Source organism: Flagellimonas profundi (assembly GCF_017313275.1).
Taxonomy (GTDB): Bacteria; Bacteroidota; Bacteroidia; order Flavobacteriales; family Flavobacteriaceae; genus Flagellimonas; species Flagellimonas profundi.
The window spans coordinates 744,304-760,988 of record NZ_JAFLNM010000002.1 but is presented as its reverse complement, the minus strand read 5'-3'; the positions used below and the strand labels follow the sequence as shown (position 1 = coordinate 760,988).

Here is a 16,685-nt window from a genome sequence, read left to right as displayed (position 1 = left end):
CACCATTATAATTTATTTTATAACCCTTTAATATAAACAATGAAAGTATTGGTTATTGGCGCAGGTAACATGGGGCTTACCTATGCCACAGGTATGTCTAAATCCAAATTGTTGAAAAAACGCAACATTATGGTGCTGGACAAGTCAAAAGAAAAATTAGAAGAAGTAGGTAAAATTGCCTATTTCGATGCCATTGATAAGATCGAAGACTGCGTACCACAAGCAGACATCATCTTTTTGGCCGTAAAACCCTATCATGCCGAAGAACTTTTTGAGCGCATGAAAAAATTGGTGAATCCCGAGCAATTGTTCATTTCAATAATGGCCGGGGTTACCATCAACTTTATACAAGAATCCCTAGGAATCAAAAAAGTGGTCAGGGCCATGCCCAACTTGCCCGCTCAGGTTGGCAAGGGTCTAACCAGCTATGTATCCGCCGAAGAGGTTTCCCGTTTGGAACTTTTTATGGTAGAAGGCCTATTGGACACCACTGGAAAATCCCTTAGGGTGAAAAATGAAAAATTTATTGATGCATCAACGGGAATTTCAGGAAGTGGTCCCGCATACGTATTCTACTTTATGCAGAGTATGATGGAGGCCGCGCTTCAAATGGGATTCTCGGAGAACGTTTCCAAGGTATTGGTAAGCCAAACCTTTACAGGTGCGGTGGAGTTGTTCAACCAAAACAACCTAAACCCCGACACTTGGATGGAAATGGTCGCCTCCAAAGGAGGAACCACCAGGGCTGCCCTGGATTCCATGGAAGACAATAATGTAAATGAATTAATCAAAGAAGCCGCCTTCGCAGCATTTGGTAGAGCTGTGGAACTGGGTGAAGAATACTAAAACATGTATAAAGAACTAGTGGTCATCAAAGTAGGTACAAATGTGATGACCAATAAAGACAACAGAATCGTAAGACCTGTACTCAACAGTTTGGTACAACAAATTGCTGAGCTATACGAACGAGACATCATGACCATTTTGGTCTCTTCTGGATCGGTAATCGCCGGTAAAGAAGTGCTGGGAAAAGCAAAAATCAAAGATAAAACCCAACGTAGGCAAGTTTATTCTGCCATTGGGCAACCCAGAATGATGAGGCACTATTATAACATATTCAATGATTACGGAATGAAATGTGCCCAGGTACTCCCTACAAAAAGGGATTTTAACCCTGGAGTGCACCGAGACAACATGATCAATTGCCTTGAAGGGCTCCTTTCCGAAGGGGTTATCCCAATAGCCAATGAGGATGATGCAGTTTCCGTTTCCATGTCCATGTTCTCGGACAACGATGAGCTGGCTACTTTGTTGGCCCAATTGATGAAAGCCGACAAACTTATCCTAATGACGGATATAGATGGCCTTTACGATGGACATCCCGAAAAAGAGGATTCCAAAGTAATAGACAAAGTTGAGCCGAAAGAAGATTTGGAGAAATACATTGAAGAAGGAAACAAGCAAGAAGGAGAAGGCCGTGGTGGCATGGGTTCAAAATTGAGCTATGCCCAAAAAGCAGCAGCCGACAATATTCCATCTTACATTGTCAACGGAAAACGAGAAAACGTAATCCTGGATGTTGTAGAAGGAAAGAACGTAGGAACAGAAGTTTCAAAATAACAGTAATGAAATTATTAAACACAGATTTAAAAAATAAAGTATTACAAGATATGGAGCGTATCCTTGATGAAAATCGGGACGAATTGCTCCAAGCAAACAAAAAGGATCTAGACGCATTTAACCGCGACGATCAAGCTTTGTACGATCGTTTGGTAGTGGGCCAAAAGAAAGTGGATCAAATGATCCAGGCCGTAAAGGAGGTTCGCTTGCAGGATGACCCCGTTAACAAGGAAATCTCGACAAGAGAACTGGACAACGGGCTAAAGATCATCAACAGAACAGCACCTTTTGGCACCATAATGATTATTTACGAATCCCGACCCGATGTTACCGTTGAGGCTGCCGTACTCGCATTTAAGGCCAACAATAAAATATTGCTCAAGGGAGGTAAGGAAGCCTACCACAGCAATAAGGCCTTGGTTAAGTTTTGGCATCAGGCCTTGGTAGAAAATGGGCTGTCCGAAGACTTTATCCAGTTCTTGGAAATGGACAGGACACAAACACAGGAGTTCCTAAGGAATCCAGACCAAGATTTGGACCTTATCGTACCCCGTGGTGGCGAACGTTTGATTGCATTTGTAAAAGAACACGCCAAGTGCGCTGTGCTGATCAGCGGTAGGGGAAACAACTTCCTATATGTTCACAAGGAAGCTGATTGGGAAAAAAGTTTAAAAGTGATTTTGAACGCAAAAACGCACAAGATTTCAGCCTGTAACGCATTGGACAAAATTTTGATGGATACCCAAATTGATGGTTACGAGGACAAGCTCAAGGAATTGCAGCAGGTACTCACCGCCAACAATGTTTCCATTATAGTGGACGATGAAGTCAAAAAAGTATTGACGAATGAAGATACCATTACCGATGAATCCATTTGGCAAGAAGAGTTTTTGGCTATGAAATGTGTTATCGGTGCAGTCAATGATATTGATGAAGCCATGGAAAAAATCAATAAAAATTCCGGTGGGCACTCCGCTTCCATAATGACAGAGAACAACGATGTTGCCAAAACATTTATGGAAAACGTGGACTGTGCAGCTGTGTACCAAAACGCCTCCACTCGATTTACCGACGGTGGACAAATGGGGGTCGGTGCAGAACTCGCCATTAGTACGGACAAATTACACCATAGAGGTCCATTGGGCCTAAAACAATTGGTCACCAACAAATACTATGTTTTTGGTGATGGTCAAATTAGGGTGTAACAGATAAGAGAGCACAATAAAAAAGGGAGGCTATTCGCCTCCTTTTTTTATGACAATCATTAGGGTACTATTACAATTTCAAGACCCAAAAGCCTGAAACTTTATTTTATTGATATTTTTAGGCTCTTTTATTGGTCATTTTTTAAGAAAATATCTAGATTTATTACTTAAAATAGAATAAATATGGGAAAATTTGAGATTAAAACGGATAAGGCCGGAAAGTTCCGGTTCAATTTAAAAGCTGGAAACGGTCAAGTTATTTTAAGCAGCCAAGGATATTCATCCAAAGATGCTTGTGAAAATGGTATCGAGTCTGTGAAAAAACATTCACAGGACGATGGAAATTTTGAAAGAAACAAGGCAAAGGACGGAAGCCCATACTTCAACCTAAAGGCATCCAACGGCCAAGTTATTGGAAACAGCGAAATGTATTCCAGCGAATCCGCTATGGAAAACGGTGTTGCCTCCGTTAAAAAGAATGCTCCCGATGCATCGGTAGAAGAAGTTGAATAAACAATACTTTTCAAACCATATGGAACAGCCCTTTTAGGGCTGTTTTTTTTTTGCCTTATTTTTTTCCTCAAACCAAAAAGGGTATTCGTTAGTTGAAACAGCTCATCCGTGAAATAAGCTACTTTTAAATCATTTTTTGATTTTATGTTTGTTCTGCAATAAAGCGTTAAATACAATTGAAACACAAAAACAATTTTTAACGCATGCACATATAGCAACTCACTTTTGACGAGTATTGGTCATAAAAGTGATTAGTTTAGTTGAGGTTTCCGTTACGCCAAGGAATTTTAAATTCCTTGGTCGTAATGGTTTTTTATTCAAAAACCCACCATTCCTAGTTTTCTCCGTAACTGTCCCATGCCCCACAATTCTCCAGTTTTGCTCCTAGCTCTCCAAGCTTTCATAAATCCAACACCACTATCCATCAATTGAAAGTGTCCATTCGTTTATTCCCCTAGTAGTCATACCCTTATTTGTACTCTCTTTGTTGTCGATTTAAAAAAACAACCTGGACCTAAACCTTTAGGTCGAACAAAAATGTATTTAAACATGTTTTCAAAAAAACTTTTACTGGGCATGGTACTCTTTATATCAGTGTACATGCTTAAAGCCCAATCCTACGAAGGCCTTCTTACTGATAATTACAGTGGGGTACATGGTATTATTTCCAACCCTGCCAACATAGCGGACTCCAGACTAAAATTGGATATCAACCTAATAGGTGCAAGTGCCTTTTTTGGTAACGATTATCTCGGTGTCAATTTAGGTAATGCCTTCAATGACTTCAACAAAACCTTTGATGAAGCCAAAACAACCCCAAAGGAAAATAATTTCTTGGTTGCCAATGTTGATGTCTTAGGACCATCGGCCATGTTCACCTTGTCCGAAAAACACTCAGTAGCCGTTTACGCAAGGGCCAGGATCTTCCTCAATGTAGATGATATGAACGGAGCCACCATAGACAAAGAAGGTGGTTTCGATGAGAACGAGGACTTCTTTATCGATGAAGGGAATATATCGGGAGCATTCAACCTGTGGACAGAAATCGGTGCATCCTATGCCAGGGTATTGGCAGATGGAGGTGAACATTTCCTAAAAGGAGGGCTTACCCTTAAGTACCTTACCGGAATACACCATATCTATATTGATGGATCAGAAGTGACCATTGACCATAATGCTGTCGCAAATGAGGTCACCACCAACGGAACATTGACATATGGAACTGACACTCAAGGTGATAAAAATTATGGTCGATCCATCGGTTTTGGAACAGACCTTGGGTTTGTTTATGAATGGAGGCCTGATTACGAAGACCAGCAGTTGGTAAATATGGACGGTGAACCCATTCCCAACCGAGGCGTGAACAAGTATAAGTTAAAGTTTGGTGCTTCCATCTCGGATATTGGAAGTATAAACAACCATAGAAGCACGGAAGACACCTACGACCTTAATAAGACACAGAGTACGGATAATTTTGATGGCCTAAAGCTGGATGAAGCGTTGGAGAACAATTTTGATGCCATCGCTTCCTTAGAAAAATCATCAAAATCGGTACTGCCCACCGCATTGCATGCCAATGTGGATTGGAACATAAATTCAACATTCTACTTAAACCTGAACTCTGATATTTCATTAAGGGGAAAAAACAACATCAACACCCAACATATCCGTAACCAAGTTTCACTTACACCAAGATTGGAAACAGCTTGGTTGAGCATTTATTCACCCTTCGGCGTAATGAATGGAACCGGCTTTCGTTGGGGAGCTGGGCTCAGGGCAGGACCATTTTATTTAGGATCTGGCTCAATCCTGACATCCCTCTTTGGACAGAGCAAATCCTTGGATGCCTATGCAGGTGTCAAAGTTCCCATATATCAGAGCAAATTGCGGGATAAGGACAAGGATGGCCTAAAAGACGATGTGGACCGTTGCCCAGAAATACCCGGCCCCATAGAAAACAACGGGTGTCCTTGGAAAGACACCGATGGTGACGGCATTCTGGATAAGGATGACGACTGCCCCAACGAAGCAGGGCCGAAAGAAAACAATGGATGCCCTTGGAAAGACACCGATGGCGATGGTGTTCTGGACAAGGATGATGATTGCCCCAACGAACCAGGAACCATAGAACATAACGGATGTCCAGATACTGATGGGGATGGCATTATTGACAAAGATGATCGTTGTCCAAAAAATCCTGGAAGCCTGGAACATAAAGGATGCCCAGATACCGATGGGGACACCTTGGTGGACATTGACGACGAATGTCCGAACGTAGCTGGTCCAATAAGCAATAATGGTTGTCCCGAGGTAACACAAGAAGTCCAAAAGCAATTGAACGACTATGCAAAAACAATTCTGTTCGACACAGGCAAGGCCTCCATTAAATCAGAATCCATTTCTGTGATCGTAGATATTATCCAGATCCTGAACGAATACCCGAATGCCAAGTTCACCGTGGAAGGGCATACCGATAGTGTGGGAAGCAATGAGAGCAATCAAAGACTCTCAGAAGCAAGGGCAAATTCCGTTAGGGATTTCTTGATCAACGAAGGAATTTCTGGAAGCAGGCTCACCGCAGTAGGATACGGAGAAGACAAACCTATTGCCTCCAACACTATAAAACTTGGAAGAAAACAGAATAGAAGAGTAGAGATCAACTTAATAAAATAACCTTCCTACCCATATTTGATGACTGTTTTTTTAGCACCCATGGTTTGGTATAACTTGTTAGTTCTCCAATAATCATGGGTTGTAAAGCCACCAAGAAATTCTTGGTGGCTTTTTTTATCCGAAACACATAAGTAAGAAAACACCTATAAATATAATGCACTGGTAATCAAATTCATTTCTTGTTCGTTGATCCATTTATGCCATTCATCAATTCTAACAATGCATAGGTTAATTAAGTGTCCCCAAGTACCTGAATAGTAGCTTATTTTATTCTTCCCAAATCATTTCTTGTCACTTCCTCAACAAGAAAAAACAAAAAACCTACTTACTATGATAAAATCTTTACTTCACTTTTCTTTTACCCAAACCCGTGTTAAAAAAAGCTCATGGCTTGGCATATTTCATAGCCCAGTGAAAAGTATTCTCCTAACAATGGGGACAATATTTATGCTGTTATTGAGCGGTCAAACATTTGGTCAACAAGTGGACACCTGGTTTACAGCGGACAGGGCTGTCAACTCTCCCCCGCTGCCTACACCCGGGCAATTTCAACTGTTTACACCATTGGCCCCCGCAGATGGTACTCCCGTAAAACTTTGGTACGATTTTGTGGATTATGATGCGCAAGATGCAGTCCCCCACCCTGCCCCTGCAGATTATCCATTGGCATATCCAACAGGATTGGCAAATTCATTCGGGACACCTGCCTATTTGAACCCGGCCGGTTCCATTCCCGGTATACCCACGCTTCGCAGGAACAGTTTCAACTTTAATCCATCAGTGGAATTTGATGGCAGTGGAAATGGACAGGCCCTGCATTTTAGGTCCAATTCCAGAAAGGAAATCACCGTATTTATTGTCTTTAAAGGCAAGGGGATGGGAAACTCCGCACAAACACAGCGTCTTCTTTTCGGAGGGGATATCGACACTTACCATAGTTCGACCACCAACCTTTCCATAGGAATTTCCAATGGAAACAGATTTTCCATAGGTCGTACATGGAACACCTGGAATTACTTTCAAAGCGGCGGCATAGATTTACAGGAAGCACCGACCATAGGCACATTGGTCAGGAAGGTTGATCTTGATCCTTTTTTGAAGGATGAAGTATTTACAACATGGGTCAACGGACTTCCAGATTTAAATGTAATAAGAAACGCTATTGGAGCGGAAAGAGAACTTTACCTGTACAATAGGCTTGGCAAACATTTTAACAGTTCCAATCAAAACCGAAATCTAACCGGACACATTGCCGAAGTTTTACTGGCAGATGGCCCGCTCAACTCCAACAGTATTCAAAGGATAGAAAGTTATTTGGCCATAAAATATGGGGTTACACTAAATAATTCTGGAGGACAATTGGGCAGTGTTGTGGGTAATCTCGGCTATGATTATCTCGCCGCAGACGGAACAGTGATTTGGGATCCCACTGTAGATCCCAACTATCGATACGATATCGCAGGTTTAGGTAGGGACCGTTTTGAAGACTTTGAATCAGGTTTACCAGGTAATGTTGGTGACCTCAAATTGCGATACAACCTACACCAACGTATTTCCAAAAGTGAAAATACGGAAGCCATAGTTACCATGTCTTCCAACACCAATTTTGCAACAGATAATCTAGATCAATCCAGGACTGAAATCGATAATACAACCTGGGGATCACCTTCATTATTCTCATATCTACACAATTATTTGCTATGGGCAAACGATCATAATGGACTCAACCAGGTTGCAACCGAACTCCCACCCCAGTTTGTTTCCAGGATAGAAAGAGAATGGAAAATTCAAAAAACCGTTTCTCCAGGAGGAGTAGATCCGATTCTAGGGGTTAGTGTCCGAATAGATCTTTCAGGATCTGACATTCTTGACAATGGCAACTGTGGAGAATTATCTTTGATTATTGATACGGATGGCGATGGGGATTTTCTCACTGGACCAATAACAACCATTCCAGTAACAAGTATTGATGCGTCCAAAAACGCATATTTTGATGGAGTGGATTTTGAACACTTGGATGTTTTTACAGTCGCATTTACAGATAACATCCCCCCTACCGCATCCAATCCAGATCCGATTACCGTTTGTGATACAACACCTGCACCAGACCCCAATGTTGTAACGGATGAGGCCGATAATTGTGCTGTGGCCACAGTTACATATATAGGGGATATTTCGGACGGACTTTCAAATCCTGAAACTATTGCACGTACATATAGAGTTACGGATATCTATGGCAACTATGCAGATGTCCAACAGACAATTTACCTTTTTACGACCCCAAAAATTGATTCCCTGGCAGCTATTGAAGCTTGCGATTCGTATATATTACCTCCAATTACAGGAACAGATTTATCTGGAAATGAAGCCTATTATGATGCTTCGGGAGGCCCTTCAGGAGGTGGTACGTTATTCTTTCCTGGTGATTTGATCAACACTAGTACAACCCTTTATATATATGATGAAACTGGCATTGCACCCGATATCTGTTTTGACGAGAACTCCTTCCAGGTCACCATCAACAACACACCACTGGCAGATGCACCGGCAGATGTCGAGAGCTGTGACGCCTACATCCTGTCCGCCTTGGCCAACGGAAACTATTTTACTGGAAGTGGTGGAACTGGCACACCTCTGTTCGCAGGCGACGCCATGAGCGCGAGCGCTACCATCTACGTCTTCAGCCCCGGAACCGGGTCCTGCCCCGATGTGGAGAACTCCTTCCAGGTGACCATCAACAATACCCCACTGGCCGACGCGCCCGCCGATGTCGAGAGCTGTGACGCCTACATCCTACCAGCCTTGGCCAACGGTGACTATTTTACCGGAAGTGGTGGAACTGGAACCCCTCTGTTCGCAGGGGACAACATCACTACAACCACCACCATCTACGTCTTCAGTCCTGGAACCGGGTCATGCCCCGACGTGGAGAACTCCTTCCAGGTGACCATCAACGACACCCCACTGGCCGATGCGCCCGCCGATGTCGAGAACTGTGACGCCTATATCCTGCCAGCCTTGGCCAATGGTGACTACTTTGATGCGCCCAACGGAGGGGGCAATGCCCTTTTAGCAGGGGACGCCATCACTACAACGACCACCATCTATGTCTTCAGCCCGGGTACGGGATCCTGTCCAGACATGGAGAACTCCTTCCAGGTGACCATCAACAAAACCCCACTGGCCGATGCGCCCGCCGATGTCGAGAACTGTGACGCCTACATCCTGCCGGCACTGGTCAACGGTGACTATTTCGATGCGCCCAACGGAGCGGGTAACGCACTCTTCGCAGGCGACGCCATCACCACAACCACCACCATCTATGTCTTCAGTCCGGGTACGGGATCCTGTCCAGATGTGGAGAACTCCTTCCAAGTGACCATCAACAATACCGCACTGGCAGACGCACCGGTGGATGTCGAGAGCTGTGATGCCTACATCCTGCCAGCCTTGGTCAACGGCAACTACTTCGACGCGCCCAATGGAGGGGGCAATGCCCTTTTAGCAGGGAACGCCATCACTACAACGACCACCATCTATGTCTTCAGTCCCGGTACGGGATCATGTCCCGATGTGGAGAACTCCTTCCAGGTGACCATCAACAAAACCCCACTGGCGGATGCGCCCGCCGATGTCGAGAGCTGTGACTCCTATATCCTGCCGGCACTGGTCAACGGCAACTATTTCGATGCGCCCAATGGAGCGGGGAACGCACTCTTCGAAGGGGATATAATCAACTCAACACAAATTATTTATGTCTTCAGTCCGGGTACGGGATCCTGTCCAGACGTGGAGAACTCCTTTGTGGTCACCATCAACGACACCCCGTTGGCAGATGCACCGGTGGACGTCGAGAGCTGTGATGCCTATATTCTACCGGCACTGGTCAACGGTGACTATTTCGACGCGCCCAATGGAGGGGGCAATGCCCTTTTAGCAGGGGACGCCATCACTACAACGACCACCATCTATGTCTTCAGTCCCGGTACGGGATCATGTCCCGATGTGGAGAACTCCTTTGTGGTGACCATCAACGACACCCCACTGGCAGATGCGCCCGCCGATGTAGAGAGCTGTGATACCTACATCCTGCCCGCACTGGTCAACGGTGACTATTTTACCGGAAGTGGTGGAACTGGAACTCCTCTGTTCGCAGGGGACAACATCACTACAACCACCACCATCTATATCTTCAGTCCAGGTGCGGGATCATGCCCAGACGTGGAGAACTCCTTCCAGGTGACCATAACACCAGCGCCCATAGTGGACGCAGGGTCAGACGAGGAAATATGCCAGGGGGAAGTGCTCGACCTATCCACATCCATCACAAATCCAAGTGCCTCCGACACCAGTTCATTGCTGTGGTCCTCCACAGGCGACGGCTCGTTCGATGATAACACAGCCCTGATGTCCATCTATACACCTGGAGCAAATGACATCATCAACGGTTCGGTAACCCTTACCCTTACCGGCAACGGGAACGGGAGCTGTCCGCCCACATTCGACTCCATGACCTTCACCATAACGCCTATGCCGATCGTCGATGCGCCGGCAGATGTCGAGAGCTGTGACGCCTACATCCTGCCAGCCTTGGCCAATGGTGACTACTTTGATGCGCCCAACGGAGCGGGCAACACCCTTTTCGCAGGGGACGCCATCACTACAACGACCACCATCTATGTCTTCAGTCCCGGTACGGGATCATGTCCCGATGTGGAGAACTCCTTCCAGGTGACAATCAACAATACCCCAGAGGCAGACGCACCGGCCGATGTCGAGAGCTGTGACTCCTATATCCTGCCGGCACTGGTCAACGGTGACTATTTTACCGGAAGTGGTGGAACTGGCACACCTCTGTTCGCAGGGGACGCCATCACCACAACCACCACCCTATACATATTCAGTAAGGGAACCGGGTCATGCCCCGATGTGGAGAACTCCTTCCAGGTCACCATCAACAATACCCCACTGGCAGACGCACCGGCCGATGTCGAGAGCTGTGACTCCTACATCCTGCCCGCCTTGGCCAACGGCAACTATTTCGATGCCCCCAACGGAGCGGGCAACGCCCTTTTCGCAGGGGACAACATCACTACAACCACCACTCTTTATGTCTTCAGTCCGGGTACGGGATCCTGCCCCGATGTGGAGAACTCCTTCCAGGTGACCATCAACGACACCCCACTGGCCGACGCACCGGCAGATGTCGAGAGCTGTAACGCCTATATCCTACCGGCACTGGCCAATGGCTACTATTTCGACGCGCCCAACGGAGGAGGCAACGCCCTCTTCGCAGGGGATAACATCACCATAACGACCACCATCTACGTCTTCAGCCCCGGAACAGGGTCGTGCCCCGATGTGGAGAACTCCTTCGTGGTCACCATCAACGACACCCCGTTGGCAGACGCGCCCGCCGATGTCGAGAGCTGTGACGCCTACATCCTGTCCGCACTGGCCAACGGTGACTATTTTACTGGAAGTGGTGGAACCGGAACCCCTCTGTTCGCAGGCGACGCCATCACCGCGAGTGCTACCATATATGTCTTCAGCCCCGGAACCGGGTCCTGCCCCGATGTGGAGAACTCCTTCCAGGTGACCATCAACAATACCCCACTGGCCGACGCGCCCGCCGATGTCGAGAGCTGTGACGCCTACATCCTACCAGCCTTGGCCAACGGTGACTATTTCGACGCGCCCAATGGAGGGGGCAATGCCCTTTTAGCAGGGGACGCCATCACTACAACGACCACCATCTACGTCTTCAGTCCTGGAACCGGGTCATGCCCCGATGTGGAGAACTCCTTCCAGGTCACCATCAACAATACCCCACTGGCAGACGCACCAGCGGACGTCGAGAGCTGTGACTCCTATATCCTACCGCCACTGGTCAACGGTGACTATTTCGATGCGCCCAACGGTGCGGGCAACGCACTCTTCGCAGGGGACATAATCAACTCAACACAAGTTATTTACGTCTTCAGTTCAGGTGCGGGATCATGCCCAGACGTGGAGAACTCATTTGTGGTCACCATCAACAAAACCCCACTGGCCGACGCGCCCGCCGATGTCGAGAGCTGTGATGCCTACATCCTGTCCGCACTGGCCAACGGTGACTATTTTACTGGAAGTGGTGGAACAGGAACCCCTCTGTTCGCAGGGGACGCCATCACCGCGAGTGCAACCATATATGTCTTCAGCCCCGGTACCGGGTCGTGCCCCGATGTGGAGAACTCCTTCCAGGTGACCATCAACGACACCCCACTGGCAGACGCACCGGCAGATGTCGAGAGCTGTGACGCCTACATCCTGCCCTCACTGGCCAACGGTGACTACTTTGATGCGCCCAATGGAGCGGGCAACGCACTCTTCGCAGGGGATATCATAAACTCAACACAAATTATTTATGTCTTCAGTCCGGGTACGGGATCCTGTCCAGATGTGGAGAACTCCTTTGTGGTCACCATCAACAACACCCCACTGGCCGATGCGCCCGCCGATGTCGAGAGCTGTGATGCCTATATCCTCCCCGCACTGGCCAATGGCAACTACTTCGATGCGCCCAACGGAGGGGGCAACGCACTCTTCGCAGGTGACAACATCACCATAACGACCACCATCTACGTCTTCAGTCCTGGAACCGGGTCATGCCCAGACGTGGAGAACTCCTTCCAGGTCACCATCAACAACACCCCACTGGCCGATGCGCCCGCCGATGTCGAGAGCTGTGACTCCTACATCCTACCGGCACTGGCCAATGGTAACTACTTTGATGCGCCCAACGGAGGGGGCAACGCCCTTTTCGCAGGGGACAACATCACTACAACCACCACTCTTTATGTCTTCAGTCCGGGTACGGGATCCTGCCCCGATGTGGAGAACTCCTTTGTGGTGACGATCAACAATACCCCAGTGGCCGATGCGCCCGCCGATGTCGAGAGCTGTGACGCCTACATCCTGCCAGCCTTGGCCAACGGTGATTATTTCGACGCGCCCAACGGAGCGGGGAACGCACTCTTCGCAGGGGACGCCATCACTACAACGACCACCATCTATGTCTTCAGTCCCGGTACGGGATCATGCCCAGACGTGGAGAACTCCTTCCAGGTGACGATCAACAATACCCCAGTGGCAGACGCACCAGCAGATATCGAGAGCTGTGATGCATACATCCTCCCCGCATTGGTAAACGGTGACTATTTCGATGCGCCCAACGGTGCGGGCAACGCCCTTTTCGCAGGGGACAACATCACCATAACGACCACCATCTACGTCTTCAGTCCCGGTACGGGATCATGCCCAGACGTGGAGAACTCCTTCCTGGTGACCATCAACAACACCCCACTGGCGGATGCGCCGGCGGACGTCGAGAGCTGTGACGCCTACATCCTGCCAGCCTTGGCCAACGGTGACTATTTCGACGCGCCCAACGGAGCGGGCAATGCCCTTTTCGCTGGCGACGCCATCACCACAACCACCACCCTATACATATTCAGTAAGGGAACCGGGTCATGCCCAGACGTGGAGAACTCCTTCCAGGTCACCATCAACAACACCCCACTGGCCGATGCGCCCGCCGATGTCGAGAGCTGTGACTCCTACATCCTACCGGCACTGGCCAATGGTAACTACTTTGATGCGCCCAACGGAGGGGGCAACGCCCTTTTCGCAGGGGACAACATCACTACAACCACCACTCTTTATGTCTTCAGTCCGGGTACGGGATCCTGCCCCGATGTGGAGAACTCCTTCCAGGTGACCATCAACAAAACCCCACTGGCCGATGCACCAGCGGACGTCGAGAGCTGTGACTCCTATATCCTACCGCCACTGGTCAACGGTGACTATTTCGATGCGCCCAACGGTGCGGGCAACGCACTCTTCGCAGGGGACATAATCAACTCAACACAAGTTATTTACGTCTTCAGTTCAGGTGCGGGATCATGCCCAGACGTGGAGAACTCATTTGTGGTCACCATCAACAAAACCCCACTGGCCGACGCGCCCGCCGATGTCGAGAGCTGTGATGCCTACATCCTGCCAGCCTTGGTCAACGGCAACTACTTCGACGCGCCCAATGGAGGGGGCAATGCCCTTTTAGCAGGGAACGCCATCACTACAACGACCACCATCTATGTCTTCAGTCCCGGTACGGGATCATGTCCCGATGTGGAGAACTCCTTCCAGGTGACCATCAACAAAACCCCACTGGCGGATGCGCCCGCCGATGTCGAGAGCTGTGACGCCTATATCCTGCCAGCCTTGGCCAATGGTGATTATTTCGATGCGCCCAACGGTTCGGGCAACGCCCTTTTCGCAGGGGACAACATCACCACAACCACCACCCTCTATGTCTTCAGCCCCGGTAAGGGATCCTGTCCAGACGTGGAGAACTCCTTTGTGGTGACCATCAACGACACCCCACTGGCAGATGCGCCCGCCGATGTAGAGAGCTGTGATGCCTACATCCTGCCAGCCTTGGCCAACGGTGACTATTTTACCGAAAGTGGTGGAACTGGCACACCTCTGTTCGCAGGGGACAATATCACTACAACCACCACCCTATACATATTCAGTAAGGGAACCGGGTCATGCCCAGACGTGGAGAACTCCTTCCAGGTCACCATCAACAACACCCCACTGGCGGATGCGCCGGCAGACGTCGAGAGCTGTGACGCCTACATCCTGCCGGCACTGGTCAACGGTGACTATTTCGATGCGCCCAACGGAGCGGGTAACGCACTCTTCGCAGGCGACGCCATCACCACAACCACCACCATCTACGTCTTCAGTCCTGGAACCGGGTCATGCCCCGATGTGGAGAACTCCTTCCAGGTGACCATCAACGACACCCCACTGGCAGATGCACCGGTGGACGTCGAGAGCTGTGACGCCTACATCCTACCAGCCTTGGCCAACGGTGACTATTTCGACGCGCCCAACGGAGCGGGCAATGCCCTTTTCGCTGGCGACGCCATCACCACAACCACCACCCTATACATATTCAGTAAGGGAACCGGGTCATGCCCAGACGTGGAGAACTCCTTCCAGGTCACCATCAACAACACCCCACTGGCCGATGCACCGGCCGATGTCGAGAGCTGTGACTCCTACATCCTACCGGCACTGGCCAATGGTAACTACTTTGATGCGCCCAACGGAGGGGGCAACGCCCTTTTCGCTGGCGACAACATCACTACAACCACCACTCTTTATGTCTTCAGTCCGGGTACGGGATCCTGCCCCGATGTGGAGAACTCCTTCCTGGTCACCATCAACAACACCCCACTGGCAGACGCACTGACCGATATCGAGAGCTGTGACGCTTACATCCTCCCGGCACTGGCCAACGGTGACTATTTTACTGGAAGTGGTGGAACCGGAACCCCTTTGTTCGCAGGGGATATAATCAACTCAACACAAATTATTTATGTCTTCAGTCCGGGTACGGGATCCTGTCCAGATGTGGAGAACTCCTTCCAGGTCACCATCAACGACACATCACTGGTCGATGCACCAGCGGACGTCGAGAGCTGTGACGCCTATATCCTCCCCGCACTGGCAAACGGTGACTATTTTACTGGAAGTGGTGGAACTGGAACCCCTCTGTTTGCAGGGGACAACATCACCACAACAACAACCCTCTATGTCTTCAGCCCTGGGCAAGGAAGTTGTCCAGATGTGGAAAACTCCTTCCAAGTGACCATATCTGGATTTAGCGTTACCACTATTGTTCAGAATGAAACGTGTTGGGAGAGTAATAATGGTTCCGTTTCTGTTGAGATTGGAGATGCTGTTTTCCCAGTTATCGTTCAGCTCAACCAGATGGAACCTATGGTATTCAATACGGATTCCTTCTCAATAGACAATCTGACTCCGGGAAATTATGAAATGAACATAATTGATGATACTGGATGTGAAACCAATATGAGTTTTGAAATCCAATCTGAGGAGACCAAACTCAGTGGATCCGTTGATGTAATGTACTTCTGCGATAACAATCTTCAATCAAACAGTATTGTAGTGACTTTATCTGACCCCTCAGTAAGTAATGATGTGCTCTATGCCCTGGATTCAACCGATATGAATGATTTCATCCTAAGTCCTGATTTTGAAAATATCAGTGCTGGCAATCACAGTTTGTTCATAATGGACAACAATGGCTGTATGGGAGAGATTCCATTTGAAATTGAAAGCTTTGAGCAATTAGGGTTAGCATTGACCAACGAATATGCGAATCAAATCACTGCAAATGTTACTGGTGGTACCGAGCCATACACCTATTATTTCGATGATAATAGCGGGACATCCAACCATACATATACCATAGACCGAAGTGGAACTTTCACAGTAAGGGTTGTGGACAGTAATGGCTGTGAGGTAATACAAAGTATTGCGATGAACATGGTAGACATAGATATCCCAGATTTTTTCACTCCCAACTATGATGGTCAAAATGATACTTGGGGACCCAGGAATAGCGAATTGTTCCCTGATATTGAAACCTACATTTTTGATCGATATGGTCGAAATATTCTGGTTCTAGGCCCAGCAGTTTATTGGGATGGTGAATATGACTCCAAACCAATGCCTTCTGGAGATTACTGGTATATAGTAAAACCTAATGATGGCTCTGGACGTGAGTTCGTTGGACACTTTACACTTTATAGATAA

The 16,685-nt window shown here is 48.1% G+C and carries 6 protein-coding genes; all 6 read left to right on the top strand.

The window, feature by feature from the left end:
* Positions 1-39: 39 nt before the first annotated feature.
* Positions 40-846 (top strand): pyrroline-5-carboxylate reductase, encoded by an 807-nt coding sequence (proC, locus tag J0654_RS12335; RefSeq protein WP_207029393.1) that lies wholly within the window; start codon positions 40-42, stop codon positions 844-846.
* 3 nt (positions 847-849) lie between these two features.
* Positions 850-1,620 carry a glutamate 5-kinase gene (gene proB, locus J0654_RS12330; protein WP_207029391.1) on the top strand — a complete coding sequence of 257 codons (771 nt, stop codon included), beginning with the start codon at positions 850-852 and terminating at the stop codon, positions 1,618-1,620.
* 5 nt (positions 1,621-1,625) lie between these two features.
* Positions 1,626-2,825 (top strand): glutamate-5-semialdehyde dehydrogenase, encoded by a 1,200-nt coding sequence (locus J0654_RS12325; RefSeq protein WP_207029389.1) that lies wholly within the window; start codon positions 1,626-1,628, stop codon positions 2,823-2,825.
* 183 nt (positions 2,826-3,008) lie between these two features.
* Positions 3,009-3,338, top strand: coding sequence for a YegP family protein (locus J0654_RS12320; RefSeq protein WP_207029387.1), 330 nt, complete (start codon positions 3,009-3,011; stop codon positions 3,336-3,338).
* Between the two features lie 549 nt (positions 3,339-3,887).
* Positions 3,888-6,011: a DUF5723 family protein gene (locus tag J0654_RS12315; RefSeq protein ID WP_207029385.1), complete on the top strand. Its 2,124-nt coding sequence runs from the start codon at positions 3,888-3,890 to the stop codon at positions 6,009-6,011.
* A gap of 432 nt (positions 6,012-6,443) precedes the next feature.
* A complete protein-coding gene (locus J0654_RS12310; RefSeq protein ID WP_207029384.1) occupies positions 6,444-16,685 on the top strand; it encodes a T9SS type B sorting domain-containing protein in 10,242 nt (3,413 codons plus the stop codon).